The following is a 19,935-nucleotide window of genomic DNA, read 5'->3' as shown; positions in this document are numbered from 1 at the left end:
CCTGAGGTCTACCGAGTCCTCCTACCGGCACTCCCCGTGGGACACGTGGACGAGCCGACCGGCAGCTTCCTCTACGTGGGCGCACTGGCGGCAACCTCCGCCAGGTTCTCCGTCAAAGCGACGCGGGCGGTGATGCGCTTGCCGACCACCTCACGCCGCACCGACAAGTCATGGGCGATGGCCTGCACGATCTCCAGGCCGTGCTGACCGATGCGTCCGGCATCCACGCCGCGCACCACGGGGAGAACCGGCTCGGAGTCCCACACCGTCACCGCCACCAGGCCTCCGGTGATGCGCAGCCGCACCAGCACCGGGCCCGGCGCATATTTCAGTGCGTTGGTGACCAGCTCGCTGACCACCAGGCGAGCGAGATCCATGCAACGTTCCGCCACCGGCACCCCGTGCTCGCGCCGCACCATGGTCAAGAAGTCGGCGGCCAGGTCACGGGCGCGGGCGATGCACGAGCCGTCCCCTTCCAGAGCCACCATGGTCTCCAGAGCGTCCTCAGACGAGTGAGAACCCTCGTCACCCTCAGGACTTGATCCCATTACGCCACTTCACTCCCCCACGTGTAAACCTCCAGCGCCCCTACCCCCTGATACGCACCTGACACCTCAGCGCGAGAATGAGCTGCATCACTGATCGCACCTGCTCCGGCCAGTGCTCCAGCGGCAGCGATCATGTGCCAGTATCGCCGACATGACTGAGACGGAGATGACCGGCACCGAAGACCCGCAACCCTCGGGCGGGTTGTCGGTCGTGGCCACAGCCACCGACGGAATCCGCGTGCTGTCCCTGTCCGGAGAGATCGACCACCACAGCGGCGCCATACTGCAGCAGGCCCTGAACGAGGTTGACGCGGAGACCCCCCGCGTCGTCGTCGACCTGCGCCGGGTCACGTTCATGGATTCCAGCGGCATCAACATCCTCCTCGCCGCCCACCACACCCTCACCGAAGCCGGCGGATGGCTCCGCCTGGCCGCACCGAACGCCGCCGTGAAGCGCACGCTGAGCATCGTCGGCGTCGAAACGGTCATCGACTGCCACGACACCCTCCGCCAGGCCCTTACGTAGCCAGGCCCTCGCAGCGAACGGGCACGCGAGACGCGCAGGGAGGCGCCCCTGCTGCGACTGACCGTGCGGACCGTCAGCCAGGCTGGAAGAACGCGAGCATTTTCTGGGCGGCGTCCGGCGATGTCAGCAGGTCGTGCATCTCCGCGGACATCCGGGCGGCAGCGCTGGTGCGTTCGAACATCTCGTGTTCGTACCTCGTGAGAGCCGCAGGAACGTCGTCCGGGTGCGCGGCCAGCGCGAGACCGAGCAGAGCGCCGTCGAGCAGCGCCATGTTGGCTCCCTCCCCCACCGGCGGCATCAGGTGTGCGGCATCGCCGACCAGCGTGACGTCTGGCCTCGGCGGCCAGGTCAGGCCGACGGGAAGCGTGGTGATCGGCCGCGCTACGACGGCGTCGTCGCAGGCTGCGATCAGCTCGGTGAACCGCGGGTTCCAGCCGGAGAGCAGGTCGATCAGCCGTGCCCGGGCGGCAGCCGGGTCGTCCAACGGGATCCCGTTGGTGGCAATCCAGTCCTCGGCGGTGTTGTAGAAGCTGAGGCCGATCCGGACACGGCCGTCGCCGTTGCGCTGCGCCGCCAGGGACAGCCCCTTGCCGAGCACCCAGTAGTTGCCACGCCCGACCATCGCTGCGAGGTCGGGGTGCGTGCGATCGATGTCAGGGATGCCGACCTCGATGATGTTCTGTCCGATGTGCGTCGGACTGGCATCGGTGAGCAGGGCGCGGACCCGGGACTGCGCTCCGTCCGCGCCGACCAACAGGTCGAAGGGGACGGAGTCGGCGTCGGCGAAGTGCAGCAGGCCGCTCTCGGCGGTCTTGAACGTGTGCCCCCAGCGCACGCTGTTGTCGGGAAGGGAATCCAGCAGCAGGTTGCGCAGATCGGCGCGGTCGACCTCGGGGCGGTCGAGCGGGGCGTCGTCGGGTGTGTCCTCCTGGAGCAGCAGGGTGCCGTCCGGCTCGAGAAGGCGCATGTCCTGTCCCGCGCCGCGGGCGATCGCGAAGAACTGGTCGATCAGACCGGCCTCGCGCAACGCCCGCTGGCCGGAGTGGATGTCGAGCATGCCGCCCTGACCACGTGCGTCGCGTGACGACTCACGTTCGTACACGACAGCGTCGATGCCGTTCACGTGCAGCACTCGGGCGAGAGCCAGGCCGCCGAGACCGGCTCCAACGATGGCTATATGCATGGTCGCCTCACTTCGATACACCGTATTGGTCGATACACCGTATCGCTCGATGCCATGTACTGTCAGCGGCATGTTGGTATGGGAGAGGCCCGAGCCGCCGGGTCGACCGACGCCGGCCCCGCTGAGCCGAGAACAGATCGTGCGAGCGGCGATGCGACTGGCCGACGCGGACGGCCTGGAGTCCGTGTCGCTGCGCAAGGTCGCCACCGCGCTGGGAGTCGGGCCGATGCGGCTGTACGGCTACATCGCCGGCAAGGACGAGTTGCTCGACCTGATGGTCGACGCGGTTCACGCCGAGATCCGGCCGGTCGGACACGACTGGCGGGAGGTGCTGCGCTCTCTCGCCGAGACCACCCGCCAGGCCGCGCACGAGCACGAATGGCTCGCCGATCTGCTCGGCGGACGACCCCAGCTCGGTCCGCACGCGCTGGCCAGGGGCGAGGCCGTGGTCGCGGCGCTGGACGGCTTCGACCTGGACGCCGTCATGCCGGTGGTCAGCGCGGTCGACGCGTACGTGATCGGCGCGGTGCGGCGGGAGATCGCCGAGCGGCGCGCCGAGCGAGCCACCGGGATGGACGAGAAGCGGTGGCAGGCCTCACTCGGCCCCTACCTGGAGCGGACGTTCGCCTCCGGCCAATTCCCCGCGCTGGCCACGGTGGTACGCGATGCCGCCCACCTTGACGCCGACCGCACCTTCCAGATCGGCCTCACCTTCGTTCTTGACGGAATCGAAGCGCACATCGCCAAGTGAGGCGCGACCGTACGCCCTGAGCCTCAAGCTCGGGACGGAGACGCGAGTGCGTCTTTGCCCCGAGCTCTCACAGGTGCTCATCCGCTCGTCCCGGCCCGCGTTCGTCCGGCTGCAGGTTCACACAGCAAGCTCGCTCTGCTCGCCTGTGGCCCGCTGGTGTTCCTCGCGGTGGGCGAGCACTTCGGTCATGTGTGTTTCCGCCCAGTCCTTGAGACCGAGCATGACCCGGTTCAGGGACAGACCGAGGTCAGTGATCTCGTAAGTGACGGTGACGGGCACGGTGGGCGTGACGGTCCGGGTGACCATGCCGTCGACTTCCAAGGAGCGCAGGGTCTGCGTGAGCATCTTCTGGCTTGCGCCCGCGAGTCGGCGGGACAGTTCGGAATAGCGCATCGGCCGGGGGCCGTCTCCGTGGTCGACCCCGGGACGGTGCGGGCCGTCGCTGCCGAGCGCAGCGAGGATCAGCGCGACCCACTTGTCGGAGATCCGTTCGAGCAGTTGGCGGCTTGGGCAGCCCGCCATGAACGCGTTGTAGCTCGTCTTCTCCTCGGCCCGCTGCTGAGCCGCCGTCCGCGTCGACATGGATCGCTCCTTCCTCTCCCGATGGGGGCTTACGCACTTTCAAGTGCCTGCTTCCGCGACGAGGTTAACGAAACCAGCATGGAGCCCGGAAGCAATCACCCCACCTCGAAGGAACAAGGCCATGAGTGCTGCTACTTTCCGCACCGCCGTCGTCCGCGTCCCGAACGGCCCCGACTCGATCGAGATCATCGACGTGCCCGTCGTCCAGCCCGGCCCCGGCCAGGTCCGCGTCGCCATCGCCGCGGCAACGGTCAACCCCACTGACCTCGGCGTCGCGGCGGGCTTCTTCCACACGATCGGGCTGGTGCAGCAGCCCGAACACACCGGCCTGGGCTGGGAGTTCGCCGGTGTCGTGGACGCGGCCGGGCCGGGCGTCGACCTGGCTCCCGGCACCCGGGTGGCCGGCCTGGTGGCCGGTTTCGACCGCGACTACGGCACCTATGCCGAGCAGATCGTTGTCGCGGCTGCCGACGTCGCCCCGGTCCCCGACGGCCTTGACCTGCTGGCCGCGGCCACGGTCCCCCTCAACGGACTGGCCGCCGCGCAGATCGTCGACCTGCTCGGCGACGCACCTGCCGGGGCCGCCCGGCTCCTGGTGACCGGCGCCGCGGGGGCGGTCGGAGCGAACGTCACCGTACTCGCCCGGGACCGCGGCTGGCAGGTGACCGGACTCGCGCGCACCGGCGACGAGAAGTTCGTCCGCGACCTCGGCGCCGACTTCACCACGCACGCGGAGCCGGCATGGGACGCGGTCGTCGACGCCGCGGAACTCAATGACCAGGCTCTCGGGCTGGTCCGCGACGGCGGCGCCTATGTCGGTCTGCGGCCCGGCCTCGGCCCCTCCAGCGAGCGCGGCATCGCGGTCGCCTCCCTGCTCACCACCTCCGACCACGGCCGCATCGCCGACCTCCTCACCCGCGCCGCCACGGGCGAACTGCCCACCCGGGTGCACGCGGTCGTCCCCCTGGACCAGGCCGCCGACGCCCACCGGGCCACCGCCGAGGGCGGCTTCCGCGGCCGCTACATCATCTGCCCCTGACCTGGCCGGCGCCGAGCGCGCCGTCGAGCCGCCGCACCGGCGCCCGCTTGCTGCGACATGGTGCTGGTGTTGAACGAAGGGGGCCAAGCCGCAACCGCGTACGGTGTCCACGGGCTGACCGCGGCCGCGGTCGCCGTGACCGGGGGGCTGTTGCTGCGCGAGCGGCCGGTAGCCACCTGAGGTTCTCACCACAGTGGATCTCGACCTGGGCGGCCGCCTCGGCCTCTGCCTCCGCGCAGGCGCAGGCGCAGGCGCCGGTCAGAGTCTGAGTGCCGACCATCGCCGCACCGTGATCCGTCGGGGCCGGCCAGGCGCCTGACCGACGTTCGTTGACTTCGGGGGCTACTTCATTTCGATCTCGACGAAGGCCAGGGGCGCGTCGCCGGCGTTGACGACCTCGTGTTCGCCGCCGGCCGGGCGTGCGTAGGACTGGCCCGCTTGCAGTCGCGAGGAGGTGACGGCGCCGTCGGGAGTGATCACGTTGGTGCGACCATCGGTGACGGGCACCACGACGTAGTCGTACTCATGCACATGGCGACCCGTGCTTTCCTGGGGCTCGAAATCCCAGCGGGTGACCCGTACCTGCTCGTCTTCGTGCTGCAGGGTGGCACGGGCGGTGGTCGTCATGGCTCAGCTCCTCGTCGTCGGTTGCCACACCTGTACGGCGACTGGCGTGCGGCATCTCCATCCGCAGGCTAGCTGCCGCGACCTGCGCGGACGCCGTCCTCGTGGTGGCGAGCAACAAGTTACCGCGCGCCCAGTCGCATCACGATGAGGCTGCGTAGCAGTGGACGGTCACGGTCTGGTGCGGGCTCCACCGCTGCTCCACCGTGGCCAGGCGTTCCCAGCCAAGGCGCTCGTAGAGAGCCGCCGCAGCGATGTCGGAAGCCACGACGTCGAGCACCGGATGAAGACCCCTTCGTCGCGCCTCCTCCATGGCTTGGCCGAGCAGCAGTGCGCCGATCCCGTGCCCCCTCGCCTGCGGGGCGACGAACAGCCGGCTGACCACAGCGGTCGCGTCCCTCCGCGTCCCGGTTCGCTCGTTCCACAATCCGGGGGCCACATCGCCTTCGCCACTGCGGGACAAGCTGACATGGCCGACGAGACGGCCGTCGAGGTCGGCGACCCAAGCCCCCAGCAAAGAAGCGTTCGACAGCCAATCGCCGGGCTGCTCGGGCCAGTTCACCGGGTAGCCGTCATGATGGTGGACTTGCTCGAGGACCTCCGCGCACGCCTCGATGTCCCCATCGGTTCTCCGGCGGACCCGGCGGACCCGGCGGCCCGGCTTCTCGTCAGCGGGTCTGAAGTTCGTTTTGTTCACTCCGGTATCGGAACACAGGCCACAGACGCACTCCCACCCAATTTCGATCCGTCATCTCTCCGCGAGAGCCTTCGCGGGTTCAGGGGCAATCCGGGTGGCCAGGGCGGTGGCCGTGCGGGCGAAGGGAGTGGTCATGATCCCGGCGACGCTGGTGCGGCCCGAGACGTAGGCGTCCAGGCGCCGCCACGCCGGGGGCAGCCAGGTCAGCGCCGTGTGGACAAGCCCGGGGCTGCGGGTGAAGAGGCCCATCAGCGTGCTGCTGGCCCTCATTTCGGCGCCCAGCACGTCATTGATCTGTCGTGCGTAATCGTCGGCGGCACTGGCCGCCTCCTGCCCTGCCGCGGCAACCAGGCGGGTCGCCGCCTGGCCCGCGAGGTTTCCTGAACGCAGGGCGTAGGAGATGCCCTCGCGCGACCAGTGGTCGACAAGGGCCGCGGCGTCACCGGCGACCAGTACCCGCCCGCGGGCCAGCGGGGAGTCGGGGCGGCGGCAGCGGGTGAGGTGTCCGGTGTCGTGCAGGGGGCGGGGGCCCACCAGGCCGTGCCGGGTGAGGAAGTCCTCCTTGTAGGAGCGCAGGGCGGCGGGGTTGCCGCGGGCGGCCACCACGCCCGCGGTGCAGACGTCTCCCTTGGGGAAGACCCATCCGAACGAACCCGGCAGGGGGCCCCACTCCATCAGGGCGCGGCCTCGCCACCGCTCCGCCGTTCCCTGGTCGACCGGCACCTCGACCTCCAGGGCAAGGTCGACCTGGGCGCACTCCACCCCCACGTACCGGGCGACCCTGCTGGCGCTGCCGTCTGCGCCCACGACCACCCGGGCGTGGAAAGTGTCGCCGCGGTTGGTCTTGACCGTCACGGTGGCGTCGTCCTGTTGCTCCAGGGTCGTCAGCGCGGTGCCGTCCTGGACCTTGGCGCCTGCCGCGGCGGCCGCCTCGGTCAGAGCGGCGTCCAGTTCGCTGCGGTAGACCATGGCGCAGGTCGGGGAGGCGCAGGTGAGGGTGCGCTCCTTGGTGCCGTTGAGGGAGAAGGTGAACTGGCCCGCGGTGTCATAGATGTTCAGGGGGAGGCCGGGGGGCAGCGCCGCGAGGGAGGCGCCGATGAGGCCGCCGCCGCAGGTCTTGTACCGCGGGATGGTCGCGCGCTCCAGCAGCAGCGTCTCACAGCCGTGCTCGGCGGCGACGCGGGCGGCGGTCGCGCCCGCAGGCCCCGCGCCGACGACGATCACGTCCCAACTGCCGGGCGCGGGGGTGGGAGTAGGGATGGAAGGGGAAGGGGGCATGCGGGTCACCTAGCGGTCGGAGCGCGGCGGGGGGTGGGTGTGTGACGTCAGCGCGCGACGTCGGACGGGGAGGCCGATACGGTGACCGGTGGGCCCGTCTCGCCGCGGGTCTCGTCCTCGTTCTGGTGCTGCTCGGGGTGCAGTCGGGCCAGCAGGTAGCGAGTGAGAGCGAAGGCTGTCGGGTGGGTCCACATCACTGTGGTGGGGATGTCCAGGGCCAGTTCACGCTGGAGGCGGTTGCGCAGCGCGATGGCCATGAGTGAGTCCAGGCCGAGCGACACCAGGGACGTGTTGGCGTCCAGCCGGTCGGCGCCCAGGCGCAGCACCGCGGCGATGTGGCCGACGACCTCGGGTTGCAGCATCTGCTGACGCTGCTGAGGATTGTCCGTCTCCCGCAGGGCTTGCAGGAGAGCGCTGCGCGTGCCGGTGGGGTCCGCGCCCGCCACCGGCTCGGCCATCTCCGCGAAGAAGGCGGTACGTCCGGTCGCCGGGTAGGACTCCAGCCAGCGGCCCAGGTCGATGGGGGTGTAGGCGGTGCGTTCGCGGTCGTGGGCGAGGATGCGCTCCAGCGCTGCGATGCCCTCCGCGGGCTCGATCATGGCGTAGCCGCGGTCCTCCATGACGGCGCCTCGCCCGACCTGCGCCCAGGGCCCCCAGTTGACGCAGGTGGCCGGCAGGCCCTGCTTGCGGCGCCAGGAAGTGAACTCGTCCAGCCAGGCGTTGGCAGCCGCGTAGGCACCCTGCCCGGGGTTGCCCAGGAGAGAGGCGGCGGAGGAGAAGCTGACCCACCAGTCCAAGTCCTCTCCGTCCACGGCTTGGTGGAGGCACCATGCCCCCGTCGCCTTGGGGTGCCAGACCTTCTCCAGCAGGGACGCGGAGAGGTTGGCGACGGTGGCGTCCTCCACGACCGCCGCGGCGTGGAGGATGCCGCGCAGGGGGTGGCCGGAGTCCTGGGCGGTTCGTACGAGGGTGTCGGCGACGCCCGGCTCGGCCAGGTCTCCCCGTACGACCTCGAAGCGGGTGCCGAATTCCTCGGTGAGGGCGGCGAGCGCGGTATCGGTGGCCGCGGTGGGGGCGCTGCGGGAGGTGAGCACGACGGCGGCGGCGCCACGTTCGGCCAGCCACCGGGCGACCAGCAGGCCCAGTCCGCCGAGTCCGCCGGTGATGAGGTAGCTGGCGTCGGGCCTGACGACAGGGACGTCTTCGGGGCGCGTGGGCAGGGTGTCGGTGCCCGTGGCAGGCCAGGTGAGGACGAGTTTGCCGGTGTGCCGGGCGGCGGCCATGGTGTGGAAGGCCGAGGACGCCTCCGCGACGGGGTATGCGGTGACGGGCAGCGGCGGCAGGGTCCCTTCGGCGAGCATGCCGGCGAGTTCGCGGTAGCCCACGGCGAGCAGCTGCGGGTCCTGCTGCATCATCATCAGCACGTCGACGCCGGTGAAGGTGACGTTGCGGCGGAAGGGCAGCAGACCCAGGCGGGTGTTGGCGTAGATGTCGCGCTTGCCGAGTTCGATGAAGCGGCCCCGGTGCGCAAGCAGGTCGAGACCGGCGGACTGCGCCGGGCCCGTGAGGGAGTTGAGCACGACGTCGACGCCTCGGCCCCCGGTGAGCTCACGCACCTGGTCGGCGAAGTCCAGGGTGCGGGAGTCCATGACGTGCTCGACGCCAAGGCCGCGCAGGTAAGCCCTTTTGGCCTCGCTTCCCGCGGTGACGAAAGCCTCCGCTCCGCAGGCGCGGGCGAGATTCAGCGCGGCGAGACCGGTGCCGCCGCTCGCCGAGTGGATGAGCACCTTCTCCCCCTTCCGCAACCGTGCCAGGTGTCGCAGCGCGTACCAGGCGGTCAGGTAGGCGCACGGCAGAGCGGCGGCATCCGGTGTGCTCATCTCCTCCGGCACCGGCAGGAGGCATCCGGCGGGGACGATCGCGAAGGACGACATGACCCCCGCCTGGGCCCCGTCCACGAACATGGCGGCCACACGGTCGCCCACCCGCACCTCGTGAACCCCTTCCCCGAGGCCGGTGACGATGCCCGCACCGTCGAACGCGCTGACGTCCACCGCCTCCTCACCGGCGCTGAATTGCTGGTAGACACCCATCGCCTGGAGCACGTTGATGAAGTTGACGCTGGTGGCCTCGATGCGGATCTCGACCTCGCCCGGGCCGGGACGGCGGCGGGTCTGGGCGACGAACTCGAAGGAGTCCAGGTCGCCGGGGCGCGTCAGGTGCAGGGCCACCCGATCGCGTGCGCGGTCGACGGTGGTGTGCCGGCGCTCGTGTTCGTCCAGCGGGGCGGTGCGCAGGCGCGCCAGGTGTCGGGTGCCGTGCCGGTAGGCGACCTCGTCCTGCTCGTCGGGGCAGGACAGCAGTTCCGCGGCCACTTCCATGACGGGGGTGCCGGTGTCGATGTCCAGGACGCTGGGGCGCAGTTCGGGGTGCTCATAGCTCAGGACCCTGGTGAGTCCGCGCAGACCGGCCTGGCCCAGCTCCGGCAGATCCTGTGGCATGACCTGCTGTGCGGTGGTGGTGACGGTCCACAGGCGCGGCGCCTCGGTGGCCGTGGGCTGCGCCAGAGTGCGGGCCAGTTCGACGAGGCGGGCGACCTGGCGTCGCGCCAGAAGGTCGGGGGACGCGTCGTCGGGTCCGGTGTCGGCGGCCGGCAGGTACACCACTGCCTGAGCTGTCTGTTCGGCGGATTCGCCGGGCACCAGCTGGGCGGTGTCCGCCGGCGACGTGTCGCCGTCGTCGAGTGTCTGGATGGCTACGACGGCGCCCTGCTGCCGCAGAGCCGCACCGAGGGCGGTCGCATACGACTCGCGTCCGGTTTCCGCAAGGAGCGTCCAGGTGCCGGGCGCCGCGCTCGCCGCGGCCCGCTCACTCACCTCCCAGCTCGTGCGCAGCAGACGGTGGGCGAAGCGTTCCTCGGCGCTCTCGGCAGGCACGTGCCGGAACTCCACACCGGTGGCGTCCGCCACCACGGCCCCGTCGTCGGCCCACAGCCGGAAGTCCGCCACGTACCGTGCCTCTTCCACCAGTTGCAGCGTGACCTGGCAGTATCCGCTGAGCGGCGCTGTCCCGCCGTACAGGCGAAGTGTCTCGATGCCGCTGGGCAGGATCCCTCCGGCGGGTACGGCGCCGGAGCGCAGGACGGCGCCCGCGACGGCTTGCAGACACGTGTCCAGGGCCACGGGGTGCCAGTGCAGAGCCTGGGCCCCCGCCCGGCCCTCGTCGGGCACCCCGATCCGGGCGAGGAGGCGTGCGCCCGCACGGTCGACCGGGGTGCCGTCCGCGTACAAGGCCTGCAGGCCGAGGAACGGCGGGCCGTGGTGCACTCCGCGCTCTTCGCGCATCTGCCGGTAGACGTCCGCCGGGTCCAACGCCTGCGGGAACTCCGCGAGCAACTGCTGCGGGTCGCAGCCTTGCGGGGCAGGTGTGTCTTCGGGCGCGCGGTGCAGAGTTGCCCGGGCGTGCTGGACGCGGGTTCCGTCGGCAGCGGTGCTGACCACCCGCCAGTGTGCCGTGTCCGGACCGGCCTCTTCCGCGGTGGCGGTGATGGAGGTGCCGTCGGCCGTCGGCAGCAGCAGCCGCTGCAAGTCGATGCCGGTGACGCGCAGGCGCTGTGGCCCGGCGGCGTACAGGTCGGTGGCGGCGGCGAGAGCCATCTCGCACAGGGCGGCGCCGGGTACCACGGCCACGTCATTGACACGGTGCGCGTCAAGCCAGGGCAGCGTGCCGGGGGTGATGCGTGTCTGCCACAGGTGGCGTCCCTCACCGTCGGGGTCCGCGGTGTGCGGCCCGGTGAGCGGATGCGAGGCCGGGGCGCAGTGGGCTCCGGCCGACTGCCGCAGCGGGGAAGGGTCGACGATGTAGCGGGTGCGTTCCCAGGTGATCGGCGGTACGTCGGCCAGCGCACCGTCGCCGTAGCGGTCGGCCAGGTCCAGCGGGTGTCCCGCGCAGTGCAGTGCCGCCACGTTGGTGTGGAAGGCCAGCATGTCGTCGGTGTCGCGCAGCAGGGAGGGCACGACGGCGGTGTCGGTGTGTCCGTGGGCGTTGAGAGTGGCCTGCACGGGGCTGGCCAGAACGGGGTGCGGGCCGATCTCCACGAACAGCCGGTGTCCGTCCTCGGCGGCTGCCTGGACCGCGTCGGCGAAGCGCACCACTGCGCGGAGGTTGTCCGACCAGTAGGAGGCGTCGAACGCGGCGCGCTCGCGCGGGTCGTCGGTGACGGTGCTGTAGAAGGCGGCTCCCGGCGTGCTGCCGGTGACCTCGGCGAGCGCTTCGGCGAGGTCGGGCAGGATGGGGTCCATGTGGGAGGTGTGCGAGGCGACGTCCACCTCGACGACCCGGATGCCCACACCGCGGGCGTCCCACTCCTCGGCGAGGCTGCGAATACGGTCGGCGTCCCCGCCGATCACCGTGTTCTCCGGAGAGGCGACGACCGCGACACTCACCCCGCGCACCTCCCCTTCCGCCAGCAGCCGTTCGACGTCGGTGCGGCTCAGTGCGACCGAGGCCATCAGTCCTTGCCCGGCGGCGCGCAGGATCAGGCGGGAGCGACGGCAGATGACGCGTACGCCGTTCCGCACGCTCAGCGCGCCCGAGGCCACGGCGGCGGCGACCTCTCCCATGGAGTGGCCGATCACCGCTGCCGGTTCGACTCCGCGGGAGCGCCACATCGCCGCCAGACCCAACTGGATGGCGAAGATCACCGGCTGCACCCGGTCGAACCCGGTCACCACCTCGGGCCGGCCCAACGTCTCCCGCAGCGAGAAGCCGGACTCCTCCGCCACGAGCGGTTCGAGTTCGTCGATGACCCGGGTGAACTCCGGTTCGTGGTCCAGGAGTTGCTGGCACATGCCGGCCCACTGCGAGCCGTGCCCCGAGAAGACCCACACCACGCCACGCCCGGCGTCCGGCACCGCCCTGCCGGTCGCCGTTCCCGTAGCGGGCGCTGTTCCCGCGGCAAGCTCGGTCAGCCGGGCCACCAGCTCCGGCCGGTCGGCGGCGACCACCGCGCCGCGTTCACGGGAGGGCGAGCGACGCGTGGCCAGCGTGTGGGCCACGTCGCCGAGCGCGACCTGTGCCCCCTCGCCGCTCAGCCACTTCGCCAGACGACCGGCCACGGACCGCAGGGCCACGGGCGTGCCGGCGGACAGCGGAAACAGGAGCGGCGCATTGTCGTCGTGAGCCGATCCGGAGGCGCCGGGCGCCGTGGGGCGGGACGTACGCCGAGGCCCGGAAGCGGCAGGAGGCTGCTCCAGTACGACATGGGCGTTGGTTCCGCTGATACCGAAGGAGGAGACCGCAGCCAGCCGGGTGCCTTCCCGTACCGGCCAATCCGTCGTGTCGGTGGGCACGAAGAGCCGAGTGCCGCTGGGGTCGATCTGCGGGTTCCAGCCGTTGAAGTGCAGGCTGGCCGGGACCATGCCGTGCCGCAGGGAAGCGATGGCCTTCAGCAGGCCCGCCACCCCCGAGACCGGCTCGGTGTGACCGATGTTCGTCTTCACCGATCCCAGGGCGCACTTGTCGCGGCCCTTGCCGTAGACCGCGGCCACCGCGGAGAACTCGATGGGATCGCCCACCGCCGTGCCCGGCCCGTGCGCCTCCACCATCCCGACATCACCGGCATCGACGCCCGCGCGCTCCAAGGCCAGGCGGTAGAGATCGATCTGAGCGGGTTCGGAGGGCGCGCTGAGCCGGGTGCCCCGGCCGTTCTGGTTGACCGCGGTGCCACGCACCACCGCCAGTACCCGGTCCCCCGCCCGTACCGCGTCCGACAGGCGCTTGAGTACGACCACACCGCAGCCCTCTCCGCGGACATAGCCGTCGGCGCCCGCGCCGAAGGCGTGGCAGCGGCCGGTGGGCGAGAACACACCCCACAGGGCCGGGGCGATGACGCCCTCCGGGCCCAGGGTCAACATCGCGGCGCCGGCCAGGGCGACGTCCGATTCGCCGGCCCGCAGGCTCTGGCATGCGGTGTGTACGGCGACCAAGCCAGAGGCGCAGGCACTCTCCATGACGACCTGCGGGCCTTTGAGGTCCAGCATGAACCCGACCCGGCCGGGGCCGATGCTGTCGAATCCGGTGTACATGGCGTAGGCGTTGACCTCTTCCAACGGCCGCTGCACACGCAGCATGTAGTCCTTCTGGTAGATGCCGAAGAACATGCCCGTCGGGGTGCCCGACAGCCGCTGGGCCGGGATTCCGCTGTGCTCGATGGCTTCCCACGCGACCTCGGACAGCAACCGGTGCTCCGGGTCCACCCAGGGCGCTTCCTGCGCGTTGATCCCGAAGAACTCGGGCTCGTAGGCGTAGACGTCATCGTCCAGGAAGCAGCCGTACCGCAGCCGGGCCGCCACCTCGGCGGGCAGGCCCGCCAACTCCGCCTGCTCCCAGCGCTCGGCGGGCACCTCGCGCGCCGTTTCCCGGCGCGCCATCAGCAACCGCCACAGCGAGGAAAGAGAACGAGCCTCACCCGGGAACCGGCAAGCAGCTCCGACGATCGCAATCGGCTCGTCCTGGCCCGTTGCGGTCGACTGGAGGCCGGGTTGTGCATGCATGGGAAATCCGTCCTTCATCGCCAAAAACTGGGGAAGCGGTCGACCACTGGCACGCTGTCCACCACGAAGACAGGTCGATGCTTCGTGACAGCCCAAGTCGGCGGCCCGCACCCTCATAGGTAGGGCGTACGGGCCTGTGGCGACAGTGCATTGGGGCGTGTCAACGCCTCTGAGCAGCAGATTCAGCCGCTTGGGCGGCTTCTTAAAGGATCATTGCGTCAGGGCGTCCGGGGCTTGTCACGCGATGGGGTCATCACCCGTGAAAGGCCGACGGCCGGGGGCAGTTCGTGCCGGAAACTCGACAACTCCGGGTCGGTGCAAGCGGGCCGCGAGCCTGCTTCCGCTCTCTTGGAGGGGCGGCTCTCTTAGAGGGGCGGCAGCTCCCACGCGCGAGGAGGGGCCTCTGCCTTGGGCCCCTCCTCGTCGGTTCGGTTGATTCGGTTGGTCTTGACTGCCGTCTCTGCGGCGGAAGCCGCGTCAGAGATCGCTGTCGATGCCGGTGACAGCCGGCGGACCGAGCGGAGCATCCGCGACGTTGATGCCCGCTTCCTCCAAAGCCGTGGTGACAAGCCTCGAAGCCTCCAGCTCCGCCTCGTAGCGGTCCGCGGCCTTCACTTCGAGACGGACCGAGAACCGACCGCCCTCATTCAGCGTGAGCAGATCGAGGCCCTCCTCCTCACTCACCTCTGTGTGACGAGAAGCCAGCCCTCGCTTCAGCGCCGTGCGGGCCGCCTCATCGATGTCGGTGAGGAAGGTGCCGGGGACAGTGATCACGAAGGTGGACATGGCGGCTCCGTAAGTTGTTGGGCGGCCCGTAAGGGCCGGGTGAGGCTGATGACAGGCACCTGGCCTCCGTGGCCGGGCTGGTTACCGTGCCACGCGACTCCGGGCGCCGCATCGGCAACACGCTCCGGCCCGGGCCGTAATCGCCCTGACCTTCACGCAGGCGGCTTGAATTCGTCAGTGGGGCTCCTCGCTTGGGCGGCGCTCGTGTGCCCCACCTATTTCCCTTCCCCCGGGTGACTAACCCAGCGCCACACAGTCCCGGCCCACACCTTCAGAGGAGCGGAACCTGCACCACCATGTCCCGCATGTCCGGAACTGGGAGCCTCGCCCCCGGTGTCACGAGCGGTTCGATACGCGGCGTGACAAGAGTCGCACCTCTGTGTGCGGGCGGTGAGGGATCCATGGGCATGCGGCCCGTGAACTCGGGCTTTACCGCTCGGTAACCGTCACATCGAGCGGATTTCGCGCCTCCGGTCCAGAGATCCACTGCGTGCTAGCGTCCCGGATCGCCGGGGGGCCGACACAGCAAAGTGAGAGGAATCCCGTGGGTCACATGCACCACATGGCAGGAGGCTGGGCCACTCCGGTCCTGTCGTACGCCATGGCCGTCGTCGGTGCCGCGCTGGGTCTGCGCTGCACCGTGCGCGCTCTGGCAGCCGGGGGGCGGTCCAAACGGAACTGGCTGATCAGTGCCTCCGTCGCGATCGGTGCCGGCATCTGGACCATGCACTTCATCGCGATGCTCGGCTACACCGTCGAAGGCACCGCGATCCGCTACGACATCCCGCTGACGCTGCTCAGCCTGCTGGTCGCCATCGCCGTCGTCGGCGCGGGCGTCTTCACCGCCGGCTATGGGAAGTCCCGGCCGCGTTCCATCGCACTGGGCGGCATCGGTACGGGACTTGGCGTCGCCGCGATGCACTACATCGGCATGGCGGCCGCTCAACTCAACGGCTCCCTCTCGTACGACCCCGCGCTCGTCGCGGCCTCCGTGCTCATCGCGATCGCCGCCGCCTCCGCCGCGCTGTGGGCCGCGCTGTCCGTGCGGGGGCCTGCCGTCGCAGCCGTCGCCTCGCTCGTGATGGGCCTGGCGGTGAGCAGCATGCACTACACCGGCATGGCCGCCGTCACCGTGGACGTACACGCCGGCACCACGCCCCTGCAGGGAGCGAGCGCCACCGCCTTCATCCTGCCGCTCGCCGTGGTGCTCGGCTCCTTCCTCTTCTTGACCTGCGCGTTCGTCGCGCTGTCCCCCACGGCGCGTGAGCGCGCCCAGAGCGAGGCCGCGGCCCGCCCGCTGCACGAGGTCGAACTCCCCGTCGCCTGACCGCAGCCGGGCCGCCTCGGCCCGCGCCCGCCTCTTCCCCCACCGCGGCACGCCGTCACCTCACGCCCGACGGCGCCGCGCACTCCCCGGGCCGACGCACCGCGCGCGCCCCCACACTCCTGCACCGCCAAGGAGCCCCTTCGTCATGCCCGCACGCCCTCTGGTGCCCGAACGCTGGCGCCCCAAATCGATCCGCGCCAAGGTCGTCACCCTGCTGACCGTGCCGGTCCTCTCGCTGATGGCGCTGTGGGGACACGCGGCCGTCACCACCGCGTCCCAGGTCTCGGCCGCCGAGCAGCTGCGCCAGGTCAACGCGACCCTGGTGCGGCCGGTCGCCCACTACACCTCCGCGGTGCAGGACGAGCGGGCCGCGGCCCTCAAGTACCAGGCCACGCCCGGCAACGCCGCCCGCGACGCGTTCGACGCAGCGCAGACCCGCACGGACAAGACCATCACGGCGCTGCGCGCGGGCGTCCACTCCAGCAGCACCGACCTCGCCGCCCTCGACACCGCGTTGCCGGCCGAGTGCGCTCCTTGCTCACGAGTGCCGACTCACTCGACGAGCGGCGACAGAGCACCCGCGGCGCCTCCGCCGTCCTTTCCGACTACGGCACGGCCGTCGACCGGGCCTTCGCCGTCCGCTCCAAGCTCGCGGGCGCTGACCAGCCCGACCGCGCCTCCACCACCCGCACGGTGCTCGAACTGGCCCGTTCACGCGAGGCGTTGAGCCGCCAGGACGCCGTGCTCGGCGCAGCGCGGGCGAGCGGGACCATGTCCGCGGCCCACTACCGTGCGTTCGTCGGCGACGTCGCCGAGCAGCGTGCCTTCGCGGACGCGGCGCTGTCCGACCTGCGGGCCGAGGACGCCACCGCCTATCGCGAAGTGCTCGACTCCCCCGCCGCCTCCGAGCTGGCCGCCGCCCAGGACGACATCGCCGCCGCCGGCCCTTCCGCCGCGGCCACCGCGGTGACCGAAGCGCACTGGCGCGCGATCGCCGGTCCTACCCTGGCCGGGCTCGCCACCGCCGAGCAGGGCGCGATCGACACGGGCGTCGACGCCGAGCCGTACTCCCTGTCGAACCTGGGCAGTTCGGGCCTCGCCGTGCTCCTTGGCCTGTTCGGTGTGCTCCTCGCGCTCGTGCTCTCCGTACGCATCGGACGCGGCCTGGTCGCCGACCTGACCGGCCTGCGCAACTCCGCGCTGGAACTCGCCGCCCACCGGCTCCCGGCCGCCATCCGCCGCATCCACGGCGGCGACACCCTCGACCTGGAGAAGGAAGCACCGCTCTCCCGCGACCCGGTCCGGGACGAAGTCGGCCAGGTCGGCGCGGCACTGACCACGGTGCAGCGCGCCGCCCTGCGCGCCGTCGCGGGCCGCGCCGCCGTGCTGACGGGAATCTCCGGCGTGTACGTCAGCCTCGCCCGGCGCAGCCAACTGCTGCTGCACCGGCAGCTGGAACTCCTGGACACCATGGAGCGCCGCACCGACGACCCCACGGACCTGGAGGACCTCTTCCGCCTGGACCACCTGACGACGCGGATGCGCCGCCACGCCGAGTCCCTGCTGATCCTCTCCGGCTCCGCGCCCGGCCGTGCCTGGCGCACCCCGGTCCCGTTGATCGACGCCGTGCGCGCGGGCATCGCGGAGACCGAGGACATCGAGCGGGTCCACCTCGACGACATCCCCGACCTGCGTCTGGCGGGCACGGCGGTCGCCGACCTCGTCCACCTCGTCGCCGAGCTCACCGAGAACGCCGCCGCGTACTCGCCGCCGCACACCCCCGTGCTGGTGCGCGCCGAGGAGGTGGGTGCGGGCTGCGTCCTGGAGATCGAGGACCGCGGCCTCGGCATGGGCGACGAGGCACTCGCCGCCGCCAACGAGAAGATCCAGGCCGCGGACGTCGACCTGCTCGACTCGCGCCAGCTGGGCCTGTTCGTGGTCAACCGTCTCGCCCAACGCCAGCACATCGAGGTGACGCTGCGCCGCTCGGTCTACGGCGGCATCACCGCCCTCATCTTCCTCCCACAGCACCTCCTGGAGGCCCCGCACCCGGGCCTGCGTCCCCTTCCCCAGCCACCGCGGGCGGAGGAACCCGGCCCCGTACCCGCCCTGACCCGCATCCCCGCCCAGCGCGAACGCAACCAACCGCCGTCCGCCGCACCCACACCGAATTCCGCACCGTCGCACGGCGCCCCGGCACCCCGCCAACTGCCCGCCCGCGCCCGGCATGCCGCACCCCAGCAGCCCGAAACCCCACCCGCCCTCACCACCCGGCGCACCCAGGCGCCGGACGATGAGGACCAACTGCCACGCCGGGTACGCCAGGCCAGCCTCGCGCCCGAACTGCGACAGGACCAGGACGCGAGCCAGGACCCCGCCCCAGGCCCGCGCCTGCGCTCACCGGAAGCCGCCCGCGCCACGATGGCGTCGCTGCGCTCCGGCCGGCGCCGCGCCTCGGCCACCCGCGACGACCCGACCGGCCCCGCCGCCCCCGGCCACGAGTCCCACCACCACACGAACGACGAAGGGTCCCAAGACCGATGACGCCGACCTACTCCGTCACCACCGTGGGCCAGCAGCACGACGATTACGGCACGGGCGGCATCGACTGGCTTCTGGACGACCTCGTCGACCGCGTCGCCGAGGTGCGGCACGCGGTGATGCTCTCCACCGACGGCTTGTGCGTCGGGGCCTCGCAGGCGATGGGCCGCGACGAGTCCGAGCGCTTCGCCGCCATCGCCTCCGGCTTCCACTCCCTCGCCAAGGGGGCGGGCCGGCACTTCGAGGCGGGCGGCGTCGTCCAGACCATGGTCGAGCTGCAGGGCGGCTTCCTCTTCGTGGTCGCCGCCGGAGACGGCTCCTGCATCGCCGTGTTCACCGACGGCCACGCCGACATCGGCCTGGTCGCCTACGAGATGGCCCTGCTGGTCGACCGGGTGCGCGAACACCTCGCCGTGCCCCTGCGGTCGGACGACACCCCGACGCCGGACGGCGAGGCCTCATGACGGACCGGCCCCCCAACCGCCGCCCGGGCGGATCGGGCGAGCGCTCCGCCGAGGCCTGGACCGACCGCTACGACGCCGAGGCCGGACCCCTGGTGCGCCTCTACGCCATGACCGCCGGGCGCGCCCGCACGGACAACGGCGCCGAGCGCGTCGACCTGATGGCGATCGTCCGGCCCACCGCCGGCACCCCGCGCGGTCCGCTCCCGCCCGAGCAGCGCGCGCTGTTGGCCCTGAGCGCCCACGGCCCGACTCCCGTCGCGGACCTCGCCTCGGACTCGGGGCTGCCCCTGGGTGTCGTGCGGGTCCTGCTCGGCGACCTCACGGCGCAGGGCCTGATCCACATCACCCCGCCCGAGTCCACCGCCACCGCCACCTCCGGGACAGAACATCCTCCCGCCCACCTCCTGCGAGAAGTGATCAATGGTCTCCGCGCACTCTGACCGCACGCGGCAATCGGCGCCCGCCGACTTCACCGCGCTCAAGCTCCTGATCGCCGGCGGCTTCGGCGTCGGCAAGACCACCCTGGTGGAGTCGGTCAGTGAGATCCGCCCGCTGCGCACCGAGGAACCCCTGACCGAGGCCTCGCGCCCGGTGGACAGTCTCCAGGGGGTGGCGACCAAGTCCACGACCACGGTCGCCATGGACTTCGGCCGCATCACCCTGCGCGACGACCTCGCCCTGTACCTGTTCGGCACGCCCGGCCAGGACCGTTTCTGGTTCGTGTGGGACGAGTTGGCCACGGGCTGTCTCGGTGCGGTCGTCCTCGCCGACACGCGCCGGCTCGCGGACTGCTTTCCCGCCGTGGACTACTTCGAGAGCCGCGGCATCCCGTTCATCGTCGCGGTGAACTGTTACGACGGGATCCGCAGCCACTCCCCCGAGGCGGTGGCCCGCGCGCTCGACCTGAACCCGGACACACCCGTGCTGCTCTGCGACGTACGCGAGAGGGAGTCCGGCAAGGAAGTCCTGATCTCCCTGGTCGAGCACGTCCTGAGCCGGGAGTTGGTCACCCGCTGACTCCGGAACCCGTTGTCG

At 71.2% G+C, this 19,935-nt stretch carries 16 protein-coding genes; 8 read left to right on the top strand and 8 right to left on the bottom strand.

What is annotated here, in order from left to right; translation table 11 throughout:
• Positions 1-71: 71 nt before the first annotated feature.
• Entirely contained in the window at positions 72-488 is a 417-nt protein-coding gene (locus ACWGIH_RS39270; protein WP_453448275.1) for an ATP-binding protein, read from the bottom strand.
• A gap of 211 nt (positions 489-699) precedes the next feature.
• Between ACWGIH_RS39270 and ACWGIH_RS39265 the strand changes: the two genes are divergently transcribed.
• Positions 700-1,074, top strand: a complete 375-nt coding sequence (locus tag ACWGIH_RS39265) for an STAS domain-containing protein (protein ID WP_453448276.1) — start codon at positions 700-702, stop codon at positions 1,072-1,074.
• 73 nt (positions 1,075-1,147) lie between these two features.
• On the opposite strand, the gene ACWGIH_RS39260 is transcribed toward ACWGIH_RS39265, so the two are convergent.
• Positions 1,148-2,257, bottom strand: coding sequence for an FAD-dependent oxidoreductase (locus tag ACWGIH_RS39260; protein WP_453448277.1), 1,110 nt, complete (start codon positions 2,255-2,257; stop codon positions 1,148-1,150).
• A gap of 70 nt (positions 2,258-2,327) precedes the next feature.
• Here ACWGIH_RS39260 and ACWGIH_RS39255 point away from each other — a divergent pair, with 70 nt between their 5' ends.
• Positions 2,328-3,008, top strand: a complete 681-nt coding sequence (locus ACWGIH_RS39255) for a TetR/AcrR family transcriptional regulator (protein WP_453448278.1) — start codon at positions 2,328-2,330, stop codon at positions 3,006-3,008.
• 117 nt (positions 3,009-3,125) lie between these two features.
• On the opposite strand, the gene ACWGIH_RS39250 is transcribed toward ACWGIH_RS39255, so the two are convergent.
• A complete protein-coding gene (locus ACWGIH_RS39250) occupies positions 3,126-3,590 on the bottom strand; it encodes a winged helix-turn-helix transcriptional regulator (RefSeq protein ID WP_453448279.1) in 465 nt (154 codons plus the stop codon).
• 121 nt (positions 3,591-3,711) lie between these two features.
• Between ACWGIH_RS39250 and ACWGIH_RS39245 the strand changes: the two genes are divergently transcribed.
• Positions 3,712-4,629, top strand: a complete 918-nt coding sequence (locus ACWGIH_RS39245) for an NADP-dependent oxidoreductase (protein WP_453448280.1) — start codon at positions 3,712-3,714, stop codon at positions 4,627-4,629.
• Between the two features lie 342 nt (positions 4,630-4,971).
• Here ACWGIH_RS39245 and ACWGIH_RS39240 read toward each other — a convergent pair whose 3' ends face one another.
• The 5 genes from ACWGIH_RS39240 to ACWGIH_RS39220 all read right to left on the bottom strand — a co-directional run bounded on the left by ACWGIH_RS39240 (position 4,972) and on the right by ACWGIH_RS39220 (position 14,568).
• Entirely contained in the window at positions 4,972-5,256 is a 285-nt protein-coding gene (locus ACWGIH_RS39240; protein ID WP_453448281.1) for a cupin domain-containing protein, read from the bottom strand.
• A 139-nt stretch (positions 5,257-5,395) separates the two neighbouring features.
• A complete protein-coding gene (locus ACWGIH_RS39235; protein WP_453448307.1) occupies positions 5,396-5,869 on the bottom strand; it encodes a GNAT family N-acetyltransferase in 474 nt (157 codons plus the stop codon).
• A 132-nt stretch (positions 5,870-6,001) separates the two neighbouring features.
• On the bottom strand, positions 6,002-7,228 hold the full coding sequence (locus ACWGIH_RS39230) for a geranylgeranyl reductase family protein (protein WP_453448282.1): 1,227 nt from the start codon (positions 7,226-7,228) through the stop codon (positions 6,002-6,004).
• 47 nt (positions 7,229-7,275) lie between these two features.
• The gene (locus ACWGIH_RS39225) at positions 7,276-13,782 is read right to left on the bottom strand and encodes an SDR family NAD(P)-dependent oxidoreductase (protein WP_453448283.1); all 6,507 of its coding nucleotides are present in this window, start codon (positions 13,780-13,782) and stop codon (positions 7,276-7,278) included.
• A gap of 477 nt (positions 13,783-14,259) precedes the next feature.
• Positions 14,260-14,568, bottom strand: coding sequence for a hypothetical protein (locus ACWGIH_RS39220; RefSeq protein ID WP_453448284.1), 309 nt, complete (start codon positions 14,566-14,568; stop codon positions 14,260-14,262).
• 544 nt (positions 14,569-15,112) lie between these two features.
• Between ACWGIH_RS39220 and ACWGIH_RS39215 the strand changes: the two genes are divergently transcribed.
• The 5 genes from ACWGIH_RS39215 to ACWGIH_RS39195 all read left to right on the top strand — a co-directional run bounded on the left by ACWGIH_RS39215 (position 15,113) and on the right by ACWGIH_RS39195 (position 19,917).
• On the top strand, positions 15,113-15,895 hold the full coding sequence (locus ACWGIH_RS39215) for an MHYT domain-containing protein (protein ID WP_453448285.1): 783 nt from the start codon (positions 15,113-15,115) through the stop codon (positions 15,893-15,895).
• A gap of 534 nt (positions 15,896-16,429) precedes the next feature.
• Positions 16,430-18,439 carry a nitrate- and nitrite sensing domain-containing protein gene (locus ACWGIH_RS39210; protein ID WP_453448286.1) on the top strand — a complete coding sequence of 670 codons (2,010 nt, stop codon included), beginning with the start codon at positions 16,430-16,432 and terminating at the stop codon, positions 18,437-18,439.
• A complete protein-coding gene (locus ACWGIH_RS39205; protein ID WP_453448287.1) occupies positions 18,436-18,900 on the top strand; it encodes a roadblock/LC7 domain-containing protein in 465 nt (154 codons plus the stop codon). The genes ACWGIH_RS39210 and ACWGIH_RS39205 overlap by 4 nt, the downstream gene beginning before the upstream one ends.
• Positions 18,897-19,340 carry a DUF742 domain-containing protein gene (locus ACWGIH_RS39200; RefSeq protein ID WP_453448288.1) on the top strand — a complete coding sequence of 148 codons (444 nt, stop codon included), beginning with the start codon at positions 18,897-18,899 and terminating at the stop codon, positions 19,338-19,340. The genes ACWGIH_RS39205 and ACWGIH_RS39200 overlap by 4 nt, the downstream gene beginning before the upstream one ends.
• Complete coding sequence (locus ACWGIH_RS39195; RefSeq protein WP_453448289.1) at positions 19,321-19,917, top strand: GTP-binding protein; 597 nt, start codon at positions 19,321-19,323, stop codon at positions 19,915-19,917. The genes ACWGIH_RS39200 and ACWGIH_RS39195 overlap by 20 nt, the downstream gene beginning before the upstream one ends.
• Positions 19,918-19,935 lie beyond the last annotated feature (18 nt).

This window comes from Streptomyces sp. NPDC054872 (genome assembly GCF_053610705.1).
This window is presented reverse-complemented; position numbering and strand designations above follow the sequence as displayed.

Coding starts and splice junctions, on each gene's coding strand:
- ACWGIH_RS39270 (WP_453448275.1), bottom strand. CDS start 488: ATGGTGGCTCTGGAAGGGGACGGCTCGTGCATCGCCCGCGCCCGTGAC.
- ACWGIH_RS39265 (WP_453448276.1), top strand. CDS start 700: ATGACTGAGACGGAGATGACCGGCACCGAAGACCCGCAACCCTCGGGC.
- ACWGIH_RS39260 (WP_453448277.1), bottom strand. CDS start 2,257: ATGCATATAGCCATCGTTGGAGCCGGTCTCGGCGGCCTGGCTCTCGCC.
- ACWGIH_RS39255 (WP_453448278.1), top strand. CDS start 2,328: ATGTTGGTATGGGAGAGGCCCGAGCCGCCGGGTCGACCGACGCCGGCC.
- ACWGIH_RS39250 (WP_453448279.1), bottom strand. CDS start 3,590: ATGTCGACGCGGACGGCGGCTCAGCAGCGGGCCGAGGAGAAGACGAGC.
- ACWGIH_RS39245 (WP_453448280.1), top strand. CDS start 3,712: ATGAGTGCTGCTACTTTCCGCACCGCCGTCGTCCGCGTCCCGAACGGC.
- ACWGIH_RS39240 (WP_453448281.1), bottom strand. CDS start 5,256: ATGACGACCACCGCCCGTGCCACCCTGCAGCACGAAGACGAGCAGGTA.
- ACWGIH_RS39230 (WP_453448282.1), bottom strand. CDS start 7,228: ATGCCCCCTTCCCCTTCCATCCCTACTCCCACCCCCGCGCCCGGCAGT.
- ACWGIH_RS39225 (WP_453448283.1), bottom strand. CDS start 13,782: ATGCATGCACAACCCGGCCTCCAGTCGACCGCAACGGGCCAGGACGAG.
- ACWGIH_RS39220 (WP_453448284.1), bottom strand. CDS start 14,568: ATGTCCACCTTCGTGATCACTGTCCCCGGCACCTTCCTCACCGACATC.
- ACWGIH_RS39205 (WP_453448287.1), top strand. CDS start 18,436: ATGACGCCGACCTACTCCGTCACCACCGTGGGCCAGCAGCACGACGAT.
- ACWGIH_RS39200 (WP_453448288.1), top strand. CDS start 18,897: ATGACGGACCGGCCCCCCAACCGCCGCCCGGGCGGATCGGGCGAGCGC.
- ACWGIH_RS39195 (WP_453448289.1), top strand. CDS start 19,321: ATGGTCTCCGCGCACTCTGACCGCACGCGGCAATCGGCGCCCGCCGAC.